Annotated in this window: 21 protein-coding genes; 15 read left to right on the top strand and 6 right to left on the bottom strand. The window is 62.3% G+C overall.

Annotation, left to right across the window (positions count from 1 at the left end; all coding sequences use genetic code 11):
* Both ACWGTI_RS18315 and ACWGTI_RS18310 read left to right on the top strand, forming a co-directional pair.
* Positions 1 to 1,200: porin (locus ACWGTI_RS18315; RefSeq protein ID WP_454588403.1), on the top strand; the 1,200-nt coding region annotated here is incomplete at its 5' end.
* A gap of 238 nt (positions 1,201 to 1,438) precedes the next feature.
* Positions 1,439 to 2,518, top strand: a complete 1,080-nt coding sequence (locus tag ACWGTI_RS18310; protein WP_454588402.1) for a tyrosine-type recombinase/integrase — start codon at positions 1,439 to 1,441, stop codon at positions 2,516 to 2,518.
* Positions 2,519 to 2,576: 58 nt separating this feature from the next.
* On the opposite strand, the gene ACWGTI_RS18305 is transcribed toward ACWGTI_RS18310, so the two are convergent.
* Positions 2,577 to 3,476 carry an alpha/beta fold hydrolase gene (locus tag ACWGTI_RS18305; protein ID WP_454588401.1) on the bottom strand — a complete coding sequence of 300 codons (900 nt, stop codon included), beginning with the start codon at positions 3,474 to 3,476 and terminating at the stop codon, positions 2,577 to 2,579.
* A 220-nt stretch (positions 3,477 to 3,696) separates the two neighbouring features.
* Positions 3,697 to 5,745, bottom strand: coding sequence for a lytic transglycosylase domain-containing protein (locus ACWGTI_RS18300; RefSeq protein ID WP_454588400.1), 2,049 nt, complete (start codon positions 5,743 to 5,745; stop codon positions 3,697 to 3,699).
* A 248-nt stretch (positions 5,746 to 5,993) separates the two neighbouring features.
* Here ACWGTI_RS18300 and dapA point away from each other — a divergent pair, with 248 nt between their 5' ends.
* The 3 genes from dapA to ACWGTI_RS18285 all read left to right on the top strand — a co-directional run bounded on the left by dapA (position 5,994) and on the right by ACWGTI_RS18285 (position 8,287).
* Positions 5,994 to 6,875: a 4-hydroxy-tetrahydrodipicolinate synthase gene (gene dapA / locus ACWGTI_RS18295; protein ID WP_454588399.1), complete on the top strand. Its 882-nt coding sequence runs from the start codon at positions 5,994 to 5,996 to the stop codon at positions 6,873 to 6,875.
* Positions 6,876 to 6,900: 25 nt separating this feature from the next.
* Entirely contained in the window at positions 6,901 to 7,380 is a 480-nt protein-coding gene (gene smpB, locus ACWGTI_RS18290) for an SsrA-binding protein SmpB (protein WP_025583626.1), read from the top strand.
* A gap of 166 nt (positions 7,381 to 7,546) precedes the next feature.
* Entirely contained in the window at positions 7,547 to 8,287 is a 741-nt protein-coding gene (locus tag ACWGTI_RS18285) for a glycoside hydrolase family 25 protein (protein WP_454588398.1), read from the top strand.
* Between the two features lie 37 nt (positions 8,288 to 8,324).
* Here ACWGTI_RS18285 and ACWGTI_RS18280 read toward each other — a convergent pair whose 3' ends face one another.
* A complete protein-coding gene (locus tag ACWGTI_RS18280) occupies positions 8,325 to 9,230 on the bottom strand; it encodes a DMT family transporter (RefSeq protein WP_454588397.1) in 906 nt (301 codons plus the stop codon).
* A 146-nt stretch (positions 9,231 to 9,376) separates the two neighbouring features.
* On the opposite strand from ACWGTI_RS18280, the gene ACWGTI_RS18275 reads away from it, so the two are divergent.
* The gene (locus ACWGTI_RS18275; RefSeq protein WP_023727560.1) at positions 9,377 to 9,850 is read left to right on the top strand and encodes an Lrp/AsnC family transcriptional regulator; all 474 of its coding nucleotides are present in this window, start codon (positions 9,377 to 9,379) and stop codon (positions 9,848 to 9,850) included.
* An 18-nt stretch (positions 9,851 to 9,868) separates the two neighbouring features.
* Here ACWGTI_RS18275 and ACWGTI_RS18270 read toward each other — a convergent pair whose 3' ends face one another.
* On the bottom strand, positions 9,869 to 10,534 hold the full coding sequence (locus ACWGTI_RS18270) for a uracil-DNA glycosylase (protein WP_454588396.1): 666 nt from the start codon (positions 10,532 to 10,534) through the stop codon (positions 9,869 to 9,871).
* A complete protein-coding gene (locus ACWGTI_RS18265) occupies positions 10,531 to 11,112 on the bottom strand; it encodes a LabA-like NYN domain-containing protein (RefSeq protein WP_454588395.1) in 582 nt (193 codons plus the stop codon). Before ACWGTI_RS18265 ends, ACWGTI_RS18270 begins: the two co-directional genes overlap by 4 nt.
* A gap of 331 nt (positions 11,113 to 11,443) precedes the next feature.
* Here ACWGTI_RS18265 and rpoZ point away from each other — a divergent pair, with 331 nt between their 5' ends.
* The 9 genes from rpoZ to era all read left to right on the top strand — a co-directional run bounded on the left by rpoZ (position 11,444) and on the right by era (position 18,940).
* Positions 11,444 to 11,845, top strand: a complete 402-nt coding sequence (gene rpoZ / locus ACWGTI_RS18260) for a DNA-directed RNA polymerase subunit omega (protein WP_454588394.1) — start codon at positions 11,444 to 11,446, stop codon at positions 11,843 to 11,845.
* 128 nt (positions 11,846 to 11,973) lie between these two features.
* The gene (locus ACWGTI_RS18255) at positions 11,974 to 14,205 is read left to right on the top strand and encodes a RelA/SpoT family protein (protein ID WP_454588393.1); all 2,232 of its coding nucleotides are present in this window, start codon (positions 11,974 to 11,976) and stop codon (positions 14,203 to 14,205) included.
* A gap of 11 nt (positions 14,206 to 14,216) precedes the next feature.
* Positions 14,217 to 14,795 carry an orotate phosphoribosyltransferase gene (pyrE, locus tag ACWGTI_RS18250; protein ID WP_454588392.1) on the top strand — a complete coding sequence of 193 codons (579 nt, stop codon included), beginning with the start codon at positions 14,217 to 14,219 and terminating at the stop codon, positions 14,793 to 14,795.
* Between the two features lie 16 nt (positions 14,796 to 14,811).
* Positions 14,812 to 15,192 (top strand): VOC family protein, encoded by a 381-nt coding sequence (locus ACWGTI_RS18245; RefSeq protein WP_454577032.1) that lies wholly within the window; start codon positions 14,812 to 14,814, stop codon positions 15,190 to 15,192.
* A 262-nt stretch (positions 15,193 to 15,454) separates the two neighbouring features.
* The gene (locus ACWGTI_RS18240) at positions 15,455 to 16,039 is read left to right on the top strand and encodes a DUF2062 domain-containing protein (protein WP_454577033.1); all 585 of its coding nucleotides are present in this window, start codon (positions 15,455 to 15,457) and stop codon (positions 16,037 to 16,039) included.
* Positions 16,036 to 16,449, top strand: coding sequence for a holo-ACP synthase (acpS, locus tag ACWGTI_RS18235; protein ID WP_454577034.1), 414 nt, complete (start codon positions 16,036 to 16,038; stop codon positions 16,447 to 16,449). The genes ACWGTI_RS18240 and acpS overlap by 4 nt, the downstream gene beginning before the upstream one ends.
* A 96-nt stretch (positions 16,450 to 16,545) precedes the next feature.
* Positions 16,546 to 17,295 (top strand): signal peptidase I, encoded by a 750-nt coding sequence (lepB, locus tag ACWGTI_RS18230; RefSeq protein WP_454588391.1) that lies wholly within the window; start codon positions 16,546 to 16,548, stop codon positions 17,293 to 17,295.
* Complete coding sequence (rnc, locus tag ACWGTI_RS18225; protein WP_454588390.1) at positions 17,295 to 18,011, top strand: ribonuclease III; 717 nt, start codon at positions 17,295 to 17,297, stop codon at positions 18,009 to 18,011. Before lepB ends, rnc begins: the two co-directional genes overlap by 1 nt.
* The gene (era, locus tag ACWGTI_RS18220) at positions 18,008 to 18,940 is read left to right on the top strand and encodes a GTPase Era (RefSeq protein WP_454588389.1); all 933 of its coding nucleotides are present in this window, start codon (positions 18,008 to 18,010) and stop codon (positions 18,938 to 18,940) included. Before rnc ends, era begins: the two co-directional genes overlap by 4 nt.
* A 10-nt stretch (positions 18,941 to 18,950) precedes the next feature.
* Here era and ACWGTI_RS18215 read toward each other — a convergent pair whose 3' ends face one another.
* Positions 18,951 to 19,793, bottom strand: a complete 843-nt coding sequence (locus ACWGTI_RS18215) for a CPBP family intramembrane glutamic endopeptidase (RefSeq protein WP_454588388.1) — start codon at positions 19,791 to 19,793, stop codon at positions 18,951 to 18,953.
* Positions 19,794 to 20,004: the final 211 nt, after the last annotated feature.

Raw genomic sequence — 20,004 nt, 5'->3', positions numbered from 1 at the left:
AGCCTTCTTCTCGGCTCCGCTGCGGCCCTGATCGCAGTATCCGGTGCGCGCGCCGCCGACGCCGTCGTCGTCGCCGAACCGGAACCGGCTGAATACGTCAAGATTTGCGACGTTTACGGCTCGGGCTACTTCTACATCCCCGGCACCGAAACCTGCCTGCGCATCGGCGGCTATGTCCGTTACGACATCGGCGTCGGCGACGTCGGCTCGTTCGACGGTGCGACGTCCGCCGATACTGAGGACGGCGGCAGCAACGACACCTACTACAAGAAGGCCCGCCTCTCGCTGAGGACCTGGACCGGCCAGGAAACCGAGCTCGGCACCTTGAAGACCTACACCGAGACCCGCTTCAACTTCCAGAACAACAACCGTGATTCGGGCGCGGATCCGGATGGAGCCGGCCCCCTCATTGGCTCGCCCAACGCTGCCGGCAACACCGGTGCTTCGCTGAACTTCGCCTGGATCCAGCTCGGTGGCCTGCGCGTCGGTAAGGACGAATCGGCCTTCAATACGTTCATCGGCTACGCCGGCAACGTCATCCAGGATACGCTCGTTCCCTACGGCGATTTCGACACCAACGTCATCCAGTACTACTTCGACGCTGGTAACGGCTTCTCGGCCGTGATCTCGCTCGAAGAAGGCGCTGGCGCCGGCACGCCCGGTTCCTACGGCGTCGGCACGATCGACAGCTACGTTCCGCATGTCGTCGGCGGCGTGAAGTACACGCAGGGCTGGGGCGCCATCACCGGCGTCATCGCTTATGACAGCAACTATGAAGAAGTCGCCGGCAAGGTTCGCCTGGACATCACCCCGATGCAGAACCTGTCGCTCTTCATCATGGGCGGCTACGGCACCGACGACAACCTGACTGACACGACCTACGCTTTCCCGGCCGGTGGCCGCGGCTTCTACAAGCAGTGGGATGGCAACTGGGCGGTCTGGGGTGGTGGCACCTACACCATCAACGAGAAGACCTCGTTCAACGCTCAGGTCTCGTATGACGAAGGTGAGAACCTCGGCATCGCCGCCAACATCGCCTACGATGTTGTTCCGGGCCTGACGATCACGGCCGAAGTCGACTACGTCAATGCAGGCAAGATCGACGATGTCGATACGCTTGGCACGAACCACAACTGGACCGGTATTACTGATGGCGACGACGCCATCGGCGGTATGCTCCGCTTCCAGCGCTCGTTCTAAGGACTGGCTTTAGACAGGTGAATACCAGCCCGGGCGCTTCAACGCCCGGGCTGTTTTGTTTCGTGACTGGGTCAAGACAAGCAGAAGGAACAGGGGGAATCGGCAGCTGAACAGTCCGCAAGGGTGAGTTCGTGGGATCCGCTGATGGGCGGATGAAGTCACAACTGCGTGATTAAATCTCTTGAAAGGACGCTTCCAAGCGGATAGGTCTGACTCTATCCACTCGGGGGTGTGGCAATTGATGACCAACGAAGCGACGCAAGAGGGTGATCCCGCCGATCATTTCTCGATGTTTTCTTCTCAAACCTCGAAGATAAGATACAGCTACAACAAAATCCGAGAAGTAAAGTCGCACAGGGTCGGAGAGCTTTTTTCAGCATACCGGGACATACTCTGGGATGATGGGCGGCATAAATACAATGTCAGCTCCTTCATCGGCGAAATAGACGAGATTCTCCTCGGAGAACGGTTCAGCGCCTTCGACCAGAGCACCCTGGACAACCTTATCGGCACCTTGCGCCAGCGCGGCAACAGCAACGCAACCATCAATCGAAAGATGGCTGCCCTCAGCAAACTGCTGCGCAAGGCTTACAAAATGGGGGATATCCACAGCCTGCCCGAGTTCCGCCGCCAGAAGGAGCGGGCGGGACGGATTCGTTTCCTCGAAAGGGACGAAGAGGCAAGGTTGTTCGCCGCCATCAAGAGCCGCAGCGAGGATGCCTATCGTCTCTCCGTCTTTCTCGTCGACACCGGCTGCCGCCTCGGCGAGGCGCTCGGACTGATCTGGAACGACATCCAGGAACACCGCGTCTCGTTCTGGATCACCAAATCCGGCCGCAGCCGCACCATTCCGATGACCGAACGGGTCAAAGAGGTGATCAAGCTGCCGCCCATCGAGGGTCGCAGGCCCAAGGGTCCGTTCACAAAACTCAGCCAGGCGCAGTTTCGCGCCATCTGGAACGATGCGAAAGCCGAGGTTGGCCTCGGCGCCGACGACCAGGTGGTGCCGCACATCTTGCGCCACACCTGCGCTTCGCGTCTTGTCCAAGGCGGCATCGACATCCGGCGCGTGCAGATGTGGCTCGGCCACCAGACCCTTTCGATGACTATGCGTTATGCGCATCTGGCAACCAACGATCTCGATGGCTGCGTCGTCGTGCTGGAAACACCCCGCGGCGAGGGGCTGTCCGGTGACGCGCAAAACTCGGCCTTCGCATCGCCGCTGACCACGCCTTCAACGGCAGCGCCGAAGCAAAAGGGCGAAGCGACCGCGGCGAAAACGGTCAAGGCACCCAGGAAAAGCTCGAAAGCCAAATAGTTCCACCGATCGGTGATATACTGAAAGGAATCCTCAGGACCATATTTGATCTTGGGGGTTACTTTGCTGGAGCTGCGTTTTCCGCCTTGTCCAGGAAAGCTGCGATGGCGCCGGGCAGATTGCCTGTCTCCAGGAAGGGGGCGTGGCCCTGGTCCTCAACGGTGATGGCTTCCATGCCGGGATGGCGCTTGCCCATCTCTTCGAATGTCTCCACCGACAAAAGTTTCGAGTTGGCGCCACGTATGGCAAGCAAAGGTATGGCTGCCAGCGCCTCGAACTGCGGCCACAGATCCGGCAACGGCTTGCTGAAATCCGCAGCCGCCAGCGTCTCGACCAGCAGTGGGTCGAAATCCGGCACCAGCCCCTGATCGGTCTCGCGATAGAGAGCCGACACCATCCGCTCCCAATCCGCCGCGGTCAGCGCGGAAAAGTCACTGCCATGAGCGCTGTGTTGGGCCTCGATAGCCTCGGTCCGGCTCTTCGGCCTCGGTGACGGATCGAGATAGGTCCGGATATGGGCGAGCCCAGCGGCTTCGATCACCGGGCCGATGTCGTTGAGCACGATGGCTTTCAGCACGGCTGGCCGCAGTGCGCCGAGCACATGGATGATCAGCCCGCCGCGCGACGTGCCGATAAAGGCTGCGTCCGCGATGTCGAGTGCCGCAAGCCCGGCGAGGATGTCGCCGACTTCGATGCCGACATTGTAATGTCCGATATCGGGGTCGTAGGCCGATTGGCCCCGGCCGCGATAGTCGAAGGCGATCACCTTGCGTGGATTGTCGGCCCCCTGCGACAGGTAAAGCGCCAGCTCATGAAAGTCGCGCGCGTTGCGGGTCAGGCCGGGCAGGCAGACCGCCGGCCACGCTGTCGAATTCGTCTCGCCGTAGACGCGGGCGTGAAGCCTGAGCCCATCCGGCGCTGTGTAGAAGAAATCGGAAAAGCCGTCGTGGTTTGGCATCTGAAATGACTCCCGGCGATCGTCTCCGACTGCTACAGGCGCGGGCGGGAGTGGTCAAATTGGAGGGTCTTCCCTTCTCCCCCTGTGGGAGAAGGTGGATCGGCGCGCAGCGCCGAGACGGATGAGGGGTGTTCCATCGGAGTGAGACGTTAGCGTTCCCTGGAACACCCCTCATCCGACCTCGCTTCGCGAGGCCACCTTGGGGGAAGGACAAAAAAGCTCAGCTCCGCCCGTTCACCAGATCGCCGACAATGTCGTACTTCCCCGAAATGCGCATCTTGTAGACTTCGTAATTCTCCATCACGCGCTGTACGTAACTTCTGGTTTCCGTGTAGGGAATCCGCTCGATCCAGTCGACGACGGCATCGATCCCCTTGCCGCGCGGGTCGCCATATTTGGCCACCCACTGGGCTGCACGGTTTGGGCCGGCATTGTAGCCGGCGAACGTCAGCACGTAGGAGCCGCCGAAGCGGTCGAGCTGTTCGCCGAGAAAGGCGGCGCCAAGCGTTGCATTGTAGCCGGCGTCGCTGGTCAGCCGATCTTGCGAAAAGTTTAATCCCGCCTTTTTCGCCAATTGCTTTGCGGTGCCCGGCATCAGCTGCAGCAGGCCGCGCGCGCCGGCGCTGGAGACGGCGCCGACATTGAACTCGCTCTCCTGGCGCGCGATGGCATAGGCCAGCGCCTTGCCCGAGCCGGAAATGTCGGCGGTGTCGGGAATGACGCCCAGCGGATGCGACAGCGAGCCGACATCGATGCCGCGCGCCCCGGCGATCTTGCCGACCTTCAGCGCCATGAAATGGTTGCCCTGGTTTTCCGCCAGCACGGCAAGCAGCGCCAGTTCGCCGGGGCTAGTCAACTGCCCGGCGAGATCGCGGTAGAGCGTCTCGGCATAGCGGTCATAGCCCGCTTCCTGCAGCCGCTTGATGGCGCTGACCGCTTCGCGTCCGTCAAAGCTTTGGCGGTCTGCATTGCTTGGCTCGGGGTAGACGATGTTCAGCGTGCGCAGGCCAACCCGTTCCGCCGCCAATTGGCCGTAGAAAGTGGTGCCATAGGCCGCTGACTTGGTGAAATAATCCTTCGCATCGCCGGGACCGCCGACTTCCGCCGCGCGGCCAAGCCAGTAATAGGCGCGCGACAGCGACATCGGCCCCTGCGCAAGATCGGCGATGCGGGCAAAATGTCCGGACGCTGTGCCGGGATCGTTGAGGCCTCGCAGTGCATACCAGCCGGCGTGGAATTCGGCTTCGGCGGCACTGGCAGGGCTTTCGGCGGCATGCGCGGCAACTATCTTGTAGGCGGTCTTCCAGTCGCCCTGGTCGACCAGTGCGCGCGACAGCACGCGGCGCTCGACCCACCACGCATCGGGATCGACCAGCGCGTCGCGATCGGTTGGCGCCTTCATCACCACTGCGGCGGCGTCGGCAAACTTCCGCTGCTTGCGCAGATATTCGGCTTGCGCGAAGGAATAGCCGGCCGATCGTTGTGCTTCAGGTACTGCTTTCAAGAGCTTGGCCGCGTTCTTGTCGCCACGCGAGGCAGCGGCCCAGGCATCGGCCAGCGGTTGCGCGCCGGCAAGCGCGGCGACCCGCAGCGCCGAATTTTCGCGGTCGGCATAAAACATCCGTTCCATGCGGAAACGATGGTCGGCATTCGGGATGATGGCGCCAAACTCTTTGATGACGGACGCCTCATCCTTCGCTTCCAGCTTTTCGGTGCGCCAGAACGGCGACAAAACGGAAAGCGCGGCCTTGGCATTGCCGAGCGCCACATAGGATCGGGCAAGGATCACCACGCCTTCGAAGGTCAGCGGCTGGCTTCCGTCAAAGGCTTTCACCACTGTCTGCGGCGGAGGGCTTTCGCGGTAGAGCGCGCGCTCGCTGTTCTTGCGCAGGGCGATTGTGCCCGGCCAGTTCGGCAGCATCTTTGCGGTATCGGCAATCTCGCTGCTCGGCACACGGTCGCCGCCATAGAGCGCGATCGCCCAAGCCAAGATGTGGCGGTCGAGCGAATTGGCCGGCAATGTTTCGCGCAGGGCGCGTGCTGCGGCAATATCGCCGGTCGCCAACGCGTCGAGACCGGCTTTCAACACGACGATGCTGGCGGAGGGCGCATCGGACTGCGCTCCGTCCTGCAGGCCCCCATTTTGCAGGCTTGGCATCGGGATCGATGAGGTCGTCTGCTCGTCGACGCTTTCGTTTGCCGCCGTCCCCACTATCAGCAGGGCAACGGCGCCAAGCAATACGAAGCGGAAGGGCCGACTGGTCGGCATGGATCCTGATCTTTCCCTGTTGCGGCACCTTAAGTGGCAAGCCCAGGTGCCCGAGAGCCTAGACTTAGGTCGTGAAGAGCCCGTAAACAAAGGGTTATCGAGGCCGTTCGAATTGCGCTTGCTGGCACCATCGGCATGCTTGCCGCTGAACAGTGTCGAGACTATGGTGCGCGGCTTCGCTTTCGGCTAGAAGGCGCCGACGCTGAAACACATCAAGAAACCCGAGAAGTCCCAAGGAGTTGGACGACATGCTGAGAGGCTCGCTTACTGCGCTCGTGACACCGTTCGAAAAGAGCGGGCGTTTCGACGAGAAAGCCTTTCGTGCTTTCGTCGAGTGGCAACTTGGCGAGGGCACCACGGGTCTCGTTCCGGTCGGCACGACCGGAGAGTCGCCGACGCTGTCACATGACGAGCACCGCCATGTCGTCAAGGTCTGCATCGAGGTCGCCAACGGCCGCGCTCCGGTCGTTGCCGGCGCCGGTTCCAACAACACTGCGGAAGCAGTTGGTTTGGTGCAGTATGCCGAGCAGGCGGGCGCCGATGCGGCATTGGTCGTCACGCCTTATTACAACAAGCCGACGCAGCGCGGCCTCTACGAGCATTTCGCTGCCGTCGCCAGGGCGACCAGCCTGCCGATCATCATCTACAACATCCCGCCGCGCTCGGTCATCGACATGATGCCCGAAACGATGGGCCGGCTGGCACACGACTTCAAGAACATCGTCGGCGTCAAGGATGCCACCGGCAAGGTCGAGCGCGTGTCCGAACAGCGCGCCACCTGCGGCAAGGATTTCATCCAGCTTTCGGGCGAGGATGCCTCCGCGCTCGGCTTCAACGCCCATGGCGGTGTCGGCTGTATCTCGGTGACGTCAAATGTCGCACCGCGGCTGTGCGCCGAATTCCAGGAAGCCACACTGTCCGGCGACAGCGCCAAGGCGCTGGATTTGCAGGACCGGCTGCTGCCGCTGCACAAGGCGATCTTCCTCGAGCCCGGCCTGTGCGGCGTCAAATACGCGCTGTCGAAGATTGGCAAGGTCGAGAACGTGGTGCGCTCGCCGCTGGTGACGATCGAGACATCGACCGCGGAGCGGATCGATGCGGCGATGAAGCATGCCGGCTTGATAAATTGAGGATGAGGCGCCACCTCTCCACGTCATGAATCAAGTCAGAAAAGCCGATCCCAACAACAAGACCGTTGCGGAGAACCGCAAGGCGCGGTTTTCCTATGAGGTGCTCGACACGGTCGAGGCCGGCCTTGTGCTGACCGGCACCGAGGTCAAGTCGCTGCGCCAGGGCCAGGCCAACATCCAGGACAGTTATGCCTCGGTCGAAGGCGGGGAGATCTGGCTGATCAATTCCTATCTGCCGGAATATCTGCAGGCCAACCGCTTCAACCATGAGCCGCGCCGGCGCCGCAAGCTGCTGCTCAACAAGCGCGAGATGGCAAAACTGTCACAGAGCATCGAGCGCGAAGGCATGACGCTGGTGCCTCTAAAGATCTATTTCAACGACCAGGGCCGCGCCAAGCTCCTGCTCGCCGTCGGCCGGGGCAAGAAACTGCACGACAAGCGCGAGACTGAAAAGCAGCGCGACTGGTCGCGCGAGAAGGGCCGGTTGCTGAAAGAACGTGGGTGAGGAGTGGTCCGCGTAGCGGACGAAAAGCCAACGATTTGGCTTTTCGAGCGACGAACGCCCGGAGCCATAGCGCAGGGCCGGCCTTCAGGCGATAGCCCGAAAAAAGCCAACAGTCTGGCTTTCAAGCGTGGAACGGCTGAGCCGGCTGTTCCAACAGGGGATCGTCTTGAAAAACCGGATTGTTCTCTGGGGTGCGGCCAGTCTGGTCTTTGCCGGCCTCGTCGCGGCAGGCGGCTTTTTCTACTTCCAGACCTTCTCGCCGGATCGCAAGAGCTATCCGGTCAGGGGCATCGACGTTTCCCATCATCAGGGTGAGATCGACTGGCGGCGGGTCGCCGGCGACGATGTCGCCTTCGCCGTCATCAAGGCGACCGAAGGCGGCGACCATGTCGACGACGCCTTCGCCAAAAACCTGCGCGAGGCGCGCGCGGCCGGCCTTGCTGTCGGCGCCTATCATTTCTTCACCTTCTGCCGGCCAGGTGCCGACCAGGCGAAGAATTTCATCGCGGTCGTGCCGCATGATCAGCCGCTGCTGCCACCGGTGGTCGACATCGAATTCGGCGGCAACTGTCCGCAACGACCTTCGCCGGAACAGCTGAGCGCGGAACTTCAGGCCTTTCTCGGTCTGGTGGAAGCTGCGTTCGGCAAGCGGGCGATCATCTACCTGACCGACGAGGCCGCGGAGGCCTATCTCGGACAGATAGCTGTGCGTCAGCGCTGGCTGCGCTCGCTGGCGCGCAAGCCGAGCGAGGACGGCTGGATCTATTGGCAGTATCACAATATGGGCCGCGTCGACGGCATCGAGGGCGATGTCGACCTAAATGTGCTGCAGGGTGGGCAGCGAACGCTGGCCGAGTTATTTGCCACGCCCGGATCGGTCTTTCCGCAAACGCGTCCATCGCCCTGATCGGATCAGACAGGCATCCGCTTTGGCGACCGCAGTCTCACGCAGTCTTGCTCACAGGTCTGGCGACAGCCGAAAAAGCCATCCCTGCAGCCATGATCAGGACGGCGGCGAACTGGGTGCCTGTCGGCGTTTCACCGAGCACCGTCATGGCGATGAGGACCGTCGCGATCGGCACGCATGGCATGAACAACGATGCCGTCTGCGACCCCAACTGTCGGACGACATAGGTATAGAGGAACATGGCTGCCGCACCTGCCAAAAACCCTTGAATGACGATCTGGCTGGCGATCTCGGCCATTGATGCGACGCGCAGGCCGCTTGGCGCAAAGAAACAGAGCAGCGGCAGCGGCACGCATGACAGGAGCACGACCGTTGCGGTCGCCGTAACCGGATCGACGCGCCAGCGCCGCACGAGAACGGCATACGTGGCAAACATTGCGCCCGATGCGATGAACAGGAGATCGCCGAAGAGGACGTCCTTCATGCCGCCATCGGTGCGCACCGGCGCAATGAACAGGATCAGCCCGGCAATGATGGCAGCGACGCCAATGGTTCGCTGGCCCGAGGCCTTGTCCGTCGTGGCGATGTGCGACAGCACGAACGAGAAGAACACGATCGAGGCAGGGCAAAGTGCCGCCCCATGCGCGGCGGGTGCGTAAGTGAGCCCCCAATTGATAATGATCGGGTAGGGCAGTCCGGCCAATGCCGCGAGTGTCAAGGCACGCCTCCAGCCCAACGCCTTGCCAGTCGCCAGGCCGCTGCGCCAGACGACCGGCAGCATGACCATGCCGGCCCCGACAAAGCGCAAGGTCGCGAGATCGGTCGCCGTCAGATGCTCCCGCAGGCTGAAGCGGGCGGCGACAAACTGCACAGCGTAGATACCGATCATGGCCAGGCCCGCAAGGATTGCGGGCTTCGTGTTTCGGTCCTCTGCCACGCGCATTTTTTATCCCGCTCGATCCTGCCAGCGGAGGCTTCTACCTCCGGCGGCTTTCGTTGGAAGCGCAGCCTATTGTTGAAAATGGTGCGACGAAATATGCTCGTTTCACAATACGGAAGTGAAATTCACACAATATGGGCGCTGCAGACGTGAATCATGAATCGGACCAGCTGGACGCCATCGACCGCAGCTTGCTGCGGCTGCTGCAGGAGGATGGGCGTCGCACCACCCTCGATCTCGCTGCCCGTGTCGGCCTGTCGCCGACCGGCACCAGCCAGCGCGTGAAGCGCCTGTTTCGTGACGGGTTCATCACCGCGGTCCGGGCCGTGCTCAATCCGCAGAAGATCGGCCGTGGCACGCTCGTCTTCATCGAAGTCAGGCTCGACCAGGCGGCGCCGCATGTGTTCGACCGTTTCGCCGAAGCGGTGGCCAAGGCCCCCGAAGTGCTGGAATGCCATATGGTCGTCGGCGGCTTCGACTATCTGGTCAAGGCCCGCATTTCGGAAATGGCCGCCTACCAGGATTTCCTCAAGCGCGTGATCCTGCCACTGCCGGGTGTCAGGGAAACGCACACCTATGCGTCGATATCGGACGTGAAGCCGGACGCGCTGCTGCCGGTGTGAGACGACACTTGGCAGCTCTCAGCCCCGCAGGAAAGCGGCGATGTCGCTGAAAACCTTGACGAACATCGTTTCGGTCAAGACACCCGTATTGGTGTTGTAGCGCGAGCAGTGATAGCTGGAAAACAGCGTGACTCGGCCGGCCTCCAGTCGGCCGCCATGCTTGAACGGATAGGCGGCCACACGTTGGCCCAGCGCCCTGACCGTCGACTGATGCGCGATCGAGCCGAGCGCCAGCACGGCGCGCAGTCTGGGAAAGCTTGCAATCGTTGGCACCAGGAAGCTGCGGCAAGTGGTGATCTCGGCGCCGACCGGCTTGTTCTCCGGCGGCACGCAGCGCACCGCATTGGTGATCGCGGCCCCGACCAGTTGCAGCCCGTCATCGGGCCGCGCCTTGAACTCGCCGCGCGCAAAGCCGTGCGCGATCAGCGTCGAATAGAGCAGGTCGCCGGCATAGTCGCCGGTGAACGGCCGCCCCGTCCGGTTGGCGCCGCGCAGGCCAGGCGCCAGCCCGACGATCAGAAGCTCGACCGCGTCGTCGCCGCCTGGTGGCAGGAATGTTGGCACCGGCGCATTGAACCATGACGGCTCGCGCTGCCGCCATTCGGCAATGAAATCGTGCAGCCGCGGGCAGAGCGGGCAGTCGCGGTCCGGTTCGGAGGCGGCGTCCAAGGCCGTCGCCGTCAATAATCTTCCTCTTCGACTTCCGCCGGATCGGGCCGGCGCACCGGCCGCTCGGAGGGATCGCGGCCGACCTCGTTCTTGAGAGATGTCAGATCGATGAAGTGATCGGCCTGGCGGCGCAGATCGTCCGAGATCATCGGCGGCTGCGAGGCCATGGTGGAGACGATCGAGACCTTGCGGCCGCGTCGCTGCAGCGCCTCGACCAGGGTGCGGAAATCGCCATCGCCGGAGAAGATGACATAGTGATCGACGACATCGGCGAGCTCGAGCGCATCGACGGTCAGCTCGATGTCCATATTGCCCTTGATCTTGCGGCGGCCGGTCGAGTCGGTGAATTCCTTGGCCGGCTTGGTCACCACCTTGAAGCCATTATAGTCGAGCCAGTCGATCAAAGGGCGGATCGAAGAGTATTCCTGATCCTCGACCAACGCGGTGTAGTAGTAAGCGCGCAGCAGATAGCCGCGCTTTTGAAAGCTCGATAGCAGCTTGCGGTAGTCTATGTCGAAGCCAAGTGCACGCGAGGTGGCGTAAAGATTGGCTCCGTCAATGAAAAGAGCGATTTTTTCACGGGGGTCGAACATGGCAATATTCCTTTTTCGAAATAGGTGGCGGACTAATCGAAATGGGTGCGATATATCGGTCGGCTCGTAAATAAACCGGCTGACCTTTCGTCAACCGAGATAACGCCAGTTTTGCGGCAATCCAAGGGTGCCCAGGCTGACTGCAAGCAATTGTGATCGGGGCCGTGTTGTCGCCGGCGAGCAGGCTTCGCCGGCAAGGCATTTATCGGCGTCCGAAACCGGCATGGGCGTGCCCCGGAGGCCGCAGCGCCATAATGCTTGTATTTTGGCGGCGTTCGGGTTATGGACCCCGTCTGTTTTCCATCAAATCCAGGCATGAAAGGGGCAATCAATGGCCCGCGTAACCGTTGAAGACTGCATCGACAAGGTCGACAACCGCTTCGAGCTCGTGCTGCTTGCTGGCCACCGCGCCCGCCAGATCAGCCAGGGCGCGCCGATCACCGTGCCGCGCGACAACGACAAGAACCCGGTCGTGGCGCTGCGCGAGATCGCCGATGAGACGCTGTCGCCCGACGATCTCAAGGAAGATCTGATCCACTCCCTGCAGAAGCATGTCGAGGTCGACGAGCCGGAAGCCGACGGCGAGGCGATCGCCGACCAGACCGGCGGCGCAGTCGCGGCAACCGATGCCGACGACGCCGAAGACAACGTCACCTTCGATCGCATGACCGAGGAAGACCTGCTGGCCGGCATCGAGGGCCTGGTTCCCCCGGAAAAGAGCGACGACTACTAAGCGGACGCTCTGGATCTGCCGGGAATATGGTTCCGGCACTTCCGTCCCGTCAGTTTCGTGGCTATCTATGAGATGCGCCGTACATCAGTGCGGCGCATCAATCATTTCAGCACCGAAAGAACCCGCCCATGATGCGTCAGTATGAGCTTGTCGAGCGCGTCGCGCGCTACAAGCCTGACGTCAACGAGGCGTTGCTCAACAAGGCCTATGTCTACGCCATGCAGAAGCATGGCCACCAGAAGCGCGCTTCCGGCGATCCCTATTTCTCGCATCCGCTCGAAGTCGCCGCCATCCTCACCGAAATGCACATGGATGAGGCGACGATCGCAGTCGCTCTGCTGCACGACACGATCGAGGACACGACCGCGACGCGGGCCGAGATCGACGATCTGTTCGGCCCCGAAATGGGCAAGCTGGTCGAAGGCCTGACCAAGCTGAAGAAGCTCGATCTCGTCTCCAAGAAGGCAGAGCAGGCGGAAAACCTGCGCAAGCTGCTGCTGGCCATCTCGGAGGATGTGCGGGTCCTGCTGGTCAAGCTTGCCGACCGTCTGCACAATATGCGCACCCTCGACCACATGCCGGAAGCCAAGCGCCTGCGCATCGCCGAGGAGACGATGGACATCTACGCGCCGCTGGCCGGGCGCATGGGCATGCAAGGCATGCGCGAGGAACTGGAGGAGATCGCCTTCCGCTTCATCAATCCGGAAGCGTATCGCGCCGTCACGGCGCGGCTTGCCGAGATATTCGAGCGCAACAAGGGCGTGTTGACCGACATTGAGAGGGCACTGTCGGCGCTATTTGAAAAGCATGCCATCAATGCCGGCGTGAAGAGCCGCCAGAAGAAGCCGTGGTCGGTGTTCCGCAAGATGGAGGCCAAGGCGCTGTCCTTCGAGCAGCTCTCTGACATCTTCGGCTTCCGCGTCGTCGTCGACAGCGTTGAAGACTGCTATCGCGCACTCGGCGCTATCCATACGACATGGTCGATGGTTCCTGGCCGCTTCAAGGACTACATCTCGACGCCGAAGCAGAACGACTATCGCTCGATCCACACCACCATTGTCGGCCCGTCGCGCCAGCGTGTCGAACTGCAGATCCGCACTCGCGAGATGAACAAGATCGCCGAATACGGCGTCGCTGCCCATTCGATCTACAAGGACACCGGCGGCAAGACGAACGGTGCCGCCCATACGATCTCGAAGGAGACCAATGCCTATGCCTGGCTGCGGCGCACCATCGAGCAACTGGCCGAAGGCGACAATCCGGAAGATTTCCTCGAAAACACCAAGCTGGAACTGTTCCAGGACCAGGTGTTCTGCTTCACGCCGAAGGGCATGCTGATCGCCCTGCCGCGCGGAGCCACCCCCATCGACTTCGCCTATGCCGTGCACACCGATGTCGGCGACACCTGCGTCGGCGCCAAGGTCAACGGCCGCATCATGCCGCTGATGACGGAGCTCAAGAACGGCGACGAGGTCGAGATCATCCGCTCCAAGGCGCAGGTGCCGCCGGCGGCGTGGGAATCGGTGGTCGTTACCGGCAAGGCGCGCTCGGCCATCCGCCGCGCCACCAAGAACGCCATTCGCAAGCAATACTCGGGTCTCGGCGCCCGCATCCTCGAGCGCGCTTTCGAGCGCGCCGGAAAGACCTTCACCAAGGAAAACCTGAAGCCGGTGCTGCACCGGCTGGCGCGCAAGGACATCGAGGATGTGCTGGCTTCGGTCGGGCGTGGCGAACTCGCCTCGACCGACGTCATGAAAGCGGTCTTCCCCGACTATAAGGACGAGCGCGTCACAGTCAGTGCCCCCAAGCAGCGCGAGGAGGGCTGGTCGAAGATCCGCAACGCCGCCGGCATGCTGTTCCAGATGCCCGGTACGCGAGCCGCGCGCAAGGACAAGGACCAGTCGCGCGATGGCGCGGTGCCGATCCGCGGCGTGCGCGGCGACCTGCCGGTGCGTTTCGCGCCGGAAGGTGCCGTGCCCGGCGACCGCATCGTCGGCATCGTCCAGCCGGGCACCGGCATCACGATCTATCCCATCCAGTCGCCGGCGCTGCAGGCCTTCGACGACCAGCCGGAGCGCTGGATCGATGTGCGCTGGGACATTGACGAGCAGACCAAGGAGCGCTTTCCGGCACGCGTCTCGGTCACCGCGATCAACGCGCCGGGCTCGCTCGCCGACATCGCCCAGGTGGTTGCGTCGAACGACGCCAACATCCATACGCTGTCGATGGTGCGCACCGCGCCCGACTTCACCGAAATGCTGATCGATCTCGAAGTATGGGATCTGAAGCATCTCAATCGGCTGCTGTCGCAGCTCAAGGACAATTCGAGCGTCAGCGATGCGCGGCGGGTGAATGGGTGAATGGAGCGAGCATGAACACCGACGAAGTGCTGGGCATTTTCCGCGAGGCGGGCGCTGTTCTGGAGGGCCACTTCATCCTGACGTCTGGCCTGCGCAGTCCGGTCTTCCTGCAGAAGGCACGGGTCTTCATGCATGCCGACAAGACCGAGCGCCTGTGCAAGGCGCTGGCCGAGAAGATCCGCAAGGCGGTGCCGGGCAAGATCGACTATGTCGTCGGCCCGGCGATCGGCGGGCTGATCCCGGCCTATGAAACCTCGCGCCATCTCGGCGCCCCGGCAATCTGGGTCGAGCGCGAAGGCGGCGAGTTCAGGCTGCGCCGCTTCGAGATCGCCCCGAGCTCGCGCGTCGTCATCGTCGAGGACATCGTCACCACCGGCCTTTCGATCCGTGAGACCATCGACTGCCTGCGCGCGCTTGGCGCCGAAGTGGTGGCTGCCGCCTGCATCATCGACCGCTCGGCCGGCAAGACCAATGTCGGCGTGCCGCTGATCGCACTCGCCGAATATGAGGTACCGGCCTATCCGGCCGACCGCCTGCCGCCCGAACTTGCCGCCATTCCGGCCATCAAGCCCGGCAGCCGCAACATCTGACCGGGAGGGTTGTCGCATGATCGCCGGCATCGATCATTTCGTGTTGACGGTTCGCTCGGTGGAGGACAGCTGCGCCTTCTACCAGCGCGTGCTTGGCCTGAAACGTCTCGACGAGCCCGAGCGGCCCACGGCGCTGCTGTTCGGATCGCAGAAGATCAACCTGCATGAAGTCGGCCGCACTTTTGAACCGAAAGCCAAGACGCCGACGCGCGGCTCCGGGGATTTCTGCCTGGTCGCCGCAAGGCCGCTCGCCGAGATCTGTGCCAGCCTGGAGGCCAATGGCGTGGCAATAGAAGTCGGCCCGGTCGAGCGCACCGGCGCTCGTGGCGCCATGATGTCGGTCTATTTCCGCGACCCGGATGGCAATCTGGTCGAAGTCAGCGAATATCGGGAATAGTTTATCCGCCTCGGCGTCGTCTTCGCGGGCGGCCTTATCGTCGCCGTGAAAACTCTCACCTGACGTTGTCCTCAGTTTCGCCCCAATAGCGCTCTTGTTACAGACCTGCGGCAGACCATCGCGGCGGCGTTTCGTTGTTCCGCGGCAAGGCAGTCGCTATATCAAAGTCGTTGTTGCCTTTCTGCGCCCTCGAAGCGCAAGATAGACCTATCGCGTCCGGCCTGGGATGGTTGGGGCGTTGCTGAACGGGAACTGAAACAGAGTGCTTTTTCGACGCCGCAAGCCTGATGGCCTGTTGGAGCGGGTGCGTACCTATCTCTGGCCGCGCCGCTCGTTTTCTCGCTCGTTGCAATATTTCTCCAAGCGCATCCTCAGGCTGAAGGCCACCCCGCACGCAGTGGCGGCCGGCGTCGCGGCCGGCGTGTTCGCCTCCTTCTTCCCGCTCGGCTTCCATTTCGTCATTGCCGCCGTGCTCTGCTGGGTAATCGCCGGCAATCTGGTGGCGGCGGCACTGGGTGCCGTGTTCTTCGGCAATCCGCTGACGTTCCCGCTGCTCTGGGGCGCGTCCTGGGAGACCGGCAAGCTGATCCTGCATGAGCGCCTGCCCAAGAACGGACCCCCCGCGCATCTCGGCGAAATGATGCATACCCTGTCGTTTGCCAAGCTGTGGCACCCGATCCTGGAGCCGATGCTGATCGGCGCGGTGCCGCTCGGGCTGGTCTTCGGCCTCATCTTCTACGGCATCACCCGCTGGGGCATGACCGCCTTTCGCGAGCAGCGCCGGAAGCGCATGGCCGAACGGGCACACAAATCCGGCCACCGCGGACGGGAAGTTCCGGCGGAATGATCATCGGCATCGGCAGCGACCTGATCGACATCAGACGCATCGAAAAGTCGCTGGAACGGCATGGCCAGCGTTTCATCCAGCGCATCTACACCGCGATCGAACAAGCCCGCTCGGAGGGCCGTGCCGGGCGTGTCGCCTCCTATGCCAAGCGCTTCGCCGCCAAGGAGGCCTGCGCCAAGGCGCTCGGCACCGGCCTGGCGCAAGGCGTGTTCTGGCGCGACATGGGCGTCGCCAACCTGCCCAGCGGCGCGCCGACCATGGCGCTGACCGGGGGAGCGGCGGCACGGCTGGCCAAAATCCTGCCGCAAGGGCACAAAGCGGCGATCCACCTCACAATCACCGATGATTTCCCGCTTGCTCAAGCCTTTGTGATCATCGAGGCGTTGCCCGCCGAACAAGCGCCACATTGATTGCATCTGACGACCGGCGATTATATCTAACGCCGGCATGACGTTGCCCAGCGCGCGCCGAGACTCTATACCATCCAACGCATAATCGAGGACGACATGAGCGTGGCTGAAAAATCCGAGAAGAAATCCGGCGGGCTTGGCGAAATCGTCAGCGTCATCATCCAGGCTTTGCTGCTGGCCATGGTCATCCGCACGCTGCTGTTCCAGCCCTTCTCGATCCCGTCGGGATCGATGCGGCCGACCTTGCTCGAAGGCGACTATCTCTTCGTCACCAAATGGTCCTATGGCTTCTCGCGCTATTCGTTGCCGTTCGGCCCCGACATCTTTTCCGGCCGCATCTGGGGTTCCGACCCGAAGCGCGGCGACGTGGTGGTGTTCAAGTTCCCGCCGGATCCGTCGCTTGACTACATCAAGCGCGTCGTCGGCCTGCCCGGCGACAAGATCCAGATGAAGAACGGCCAGCTGTTCATCAACGGCGAGGGTGTTCCGCGTGTGAAGACCGGCCAGATCCAAAATCCTGATATCACCGAAGTGCCTGAGCCGGTCGACGTCTATCGCGAGACGCTGCCCAACGGCGTCAGCTACGACACGCTCGACCTGACACCGAATTCGATAACCGACAACACCAAAGAGTTTGTCGTGCCCGCCGGCAACTATTTCATGATGGGCGACAACCGCGACAACTCTTCCGACAGCCGCCTCAGCGTCGGCTACGTGCCGGCAGAGAACCTGGTCGGCCGCGCCAATATCGTTTTCTTCTCGATCGCCGGCAAAGCGAGCCCGCTCGAGATCTGGAAATGGCCGTCGCTGGTGCGCCTGTCACGCATGTTCCATTTCGTAAATTGATGGCTTTGAAGCGCCCGACTGGTGAAACTCTGGCCGATTTGGTGAAAGCCAGAACCGGCCATTCCTTCCGGGATGTCCGTTTGCTCGAGACGGCGCTGACTCATTCCAGTGCGGTCAGGGCCAACAGCAACAACCAGCGCCTCGAATTCCTCGGCGACCGCGTGCTCGGCCTGATCGTTGCCGACATGCTTTTCGAAAAATTTCCCGAAGCGCCGGAGGGTGAAATCGCGCCGCGCTTCAATGCCCTGGTCGATGCGCGGACATGTTCCGAGATCGGCATTGAAATGCAGCTGGAAGATCTGGTCCGGGCGGACGCAGCCTTGAAGGCGCGCTCTCGCGGCTCGGGCGGAAACTATCTGGCCGACGCGGTCGAAGCGCTGATCGCGGCGGTCTATATCGATGGCGGCCTCGATGCCGCCAGGCAATTTGTCCTGCGATACTGGGAGCCGCGCTCGAAGAAGGTGGTGGCAAAGCCGCCCAACCCGAAATCCGACCTGCAGGAATGGATTGCCAAGACGAGCGATGTCCGGCCCGAATACGCGATCGAAAAACGTGAAGGACCCGAGCATCAACCGGTTTTCACTGTTTCCGTGAGGGTCAGTGGCTTTGCCCCGGCAAGCGGTATGGGCGGCTCTCGCCGCGCAGCCGAGGAAGCGGCGGCATCGGCATTTCTTGTGCGTGAAGGTATCTGGGCCAACCAAGGGAGTGCGGCATGACCGCCGGTGAAGACTTGCCCTCGGCAGCGGAGGCTCCCGTCACCCATTCCGGCTTCGTCGCCCTGATCGGCGCGCCCAATGCCGGCAAGTCGACGCTGGTCAACCAGCTGGTCGGAGCCAAAGTGTCGATCGTCACCCACAAGGTGCAGACCACCCGCGCCATCGTGCGCGGCATCGCCACGCACGACAATGCGCAGATCGTCTTCGTCGACACGCCGGGCATCTTCAAGCCGAAGCGCCGGCTCGACACCGCGATGGTGACCACGGCCTGGGGCGGCGCCAAGGACGCCGATATCGTGCTGCTGTTGATCGATGCGGAGCGCGGCATCAGGGGCGACGCCGACGCCATCCTCGAGCGGCTGAAGGATGTCCGCCAGCCCATGGTGCTGATCCTCAACAAGGTCGACCGGGTCAAGCACGAAGCGCTTTTGGCCTTGTCCGCGGCAGCGAATGAAAAAGTGCCGTTCAAGCGCACCTTCATGGTCTCGGCGCTTACCGGCTCCGGCTGCAAGGACCTGCTCGACTACCTCGCGCAAGCGCTGCCGGCTGGCCCTTGGTACTATCCGGAAGACCAGATTTCCGACCTGCCGATGCGTCAGCTGGCGGCCGAGATCACGCGCGAAAAACTCTATCTGCGCCTCCACCAGGAACTGCCTTATTCCTCCCATATCGAGACCGAGAAATGGGAAGAGAAGCCGGACGGCTCGGTGCGCATCGACCAGACCATTTATGTCGAGCGCGACAGCCAGAAGAAGATCGTGCTCGGTCACAAGGGCGAGACGATCCGCGCCATCGGCCAGTCCGCGCGCATGGAGATATCAGGCATTTTGGAGCAGAAGGTGCACCTGTTCCTGTTCGTCAAGGTTCGCGAGAACTGGGGCGATGACCCCGAACGCTACCGCGAGATGGGGCTGGAGTTTCCTCATTGAGATTCGTCACCTAGAACTGCCCGGCAGTTTGAGACGATGGACCCAAAACTGACGATCGATACCGATCTCGTGCGCCGGCTGATGGCCGGCGGACAAAGCTTTCAGACCTATAATAGACAACGATAGCCACCGCTACGACCGCCCAGATCGCGACACCGATCCACTGCTGCTGCACATAGTCGCCATCGGTGAACACCTTGCCCAGGAAGCGCACGCTGTTCTGATGCGTGACGTGCATGATGACGGCGAGCAGCACGCTGCCGGTGTTCTGGTAGAGCCAGGTGAACACCACCCCGGCCAGCACCACATTGATCGTGCCATAGACACTGAGGTCGCCGACCAGGCTGAGCGGGAAATGCCAGATCGCCCAGATCACGCCGAGAATAAGGCTGCTGGTGAGCGCCGAATGGCTGGCAAGCAGCCGCGGCGTCGCAAAGCCGCGCCAACCTGGCTCTTCACCGAGCGGGCCGCTGAAGACGGCATAAAGAGCGACAATCGGCAGGATTTCGCTCATCGCCGGGATGTCGCTCCAGGCAGGCGCCGGAGAACCAAGCAGCGGATTGATCAGGATCGAGGCCAGCTGTGCCGCGAACGGCAGGCCGAACGCCACGAGATACCACAGTGGATGCACCCGCCACTTCACCATTGAGGCAAGGATGGCCTTGACCGAGGCCCAGCCTCCGGAAAGTGCTGCGACAGTGAAGGCGGCTACCACTGGCCCGAAGGTGAACCATGGAATGCTGTCGCCCTTCGACAGCCAGAACGGGATGAACAACAGCCAGGTCAGACCGAGCGCCATTGAAAAGAAGGATATCAGCTGGTGCCTTCGCACCAGGCTCAGGAAGGAAATCATGTCGGGTCCTCTCGGCGGGCAGGGGGCATGAGAGGTCGCCGGGCTGCCCGATCGGTCGACATGCTGGACACGACCCATCCGAACCAGTCCGGCAGGTTGTGCGTCGACCGCGCCGGCCAACCCGTCCTTACTGACGGTTGCGTGGCGGAAAATCCCGACGGCTTTCCGATGGTTTTCCGATATTTCGACGCAAGCCAATGTCAGGAGCTCA

The organism is Mesorhizobium sp. ArgA1 (genome assembly GCF_053714375.1).
Note: the sequence above shows the minus strand (reverse complement) of the source record. Positions and strands in the feature narration are given on the sequence as shown.

Bases quoted from the DNA above. Each gene is read 5' to 3' on its own strand.
- ACWGTI_RS18305 (WP_454588401.1), bottom strand. From the start codon at position 3,476: ATGCCAAACCACGACGGCTTTTCCGATTTCTTCTACACAGCGCCGGAT.
- ACWGTI_RS18300 (WP_454588400.1), bottom strand. From the start codon at position 5,745: ATGCCGACCAGTCGGCCCTTCCGCTTCGTATTGCTTGGCGCCGTTGCC.
- dapA (WP_454588399.1), top strand. From the start codon at position 5,994: ATGCTGAGAGGCTCGCTTACTGCGCTCGTGACACCGTTCGAAAAGAGC.
- smpB (WP_025583626.1), top strand. From the start codon at position 6,901: ATGAATCAAGTCAGAAAAGCCGATCCCAACAACAAGACCGTTGCGGAG.
- ACWGTI_RS18280 (WP_454588397.1), bottom strand. From the start codon at position 9,230: ATGCGCGTGGCAGAGGACCGAAACACGAAGCCCGCAATCCTTGCGGGC.
- ACWGTI_RS18265 (WP_454588395.1), bottom strand. From the start codon at position 11,112: ATGTTCGACCCCCGTGAAAAAATCGCTCTTTTCATTGACGGAGCCAAT.
- rpoZ (WP_454588394.1), top strand. From the start codon at position 11,444: ATGGCCCGCGTAACCGTTGAAGACTGCATCGACAAGGTCGACAACCGC.
- ACWGTI_RS18255 (WP_454588393.1), top strand. From the start codon at position 11,974: ATGATGCGTCAGTATGAGCTTGTCGAGCGCGTCGCGCGCTACAAGCCT.
- pyrE (WP_454588392.1), top strand. From the start codon at position 14,217: ATGAACACCGACGAAGTGCTGGGCATTTTCCGCGAGGCGGGCGCTGTT.
- ACWGTI_RS18245 (WP_454577032.1), top strand. From the start codon at position 14,812: ATGATCGCCGGCATCGATCATTTCGTGTTGACGGTTCGCTCGGTGGAG.
- acpS (WP_454577034.1), top strand. From the start codon at position 16,036: ATGATCATCGGCATCGGCAGCGACCTGATCGACATCAGACGCATCGAA.
- lepB (WP_454588391.1), top strand. From the start codon at position 16,546: ATGAGCGTGGCTGAAAAATCCGAGAAGAAATCCGGCGGGCTTGGCGAA.
- rnc (WP_454588390.1), top strand. From the start codon at position 17,295: ATGGCTTTGAAGCGCCCGACTGGTGAAACTCTGGCCGATTTGGTGAAA.
- era (WP_454588389.1), top strand. From the start codon at position 18,008: ATGACCGCCGGTGAAGACTTGCCCTCGGCAGCGGAGGCTCCCGTCACC.
- ACWGTI_RS18215 (WP_454588388.1), bottom strand. From the start codon at position 19,793: ATGATTTCCTTCCTGAGCCTGGTGCGAAGGCACCAGCTGATATCCTTC.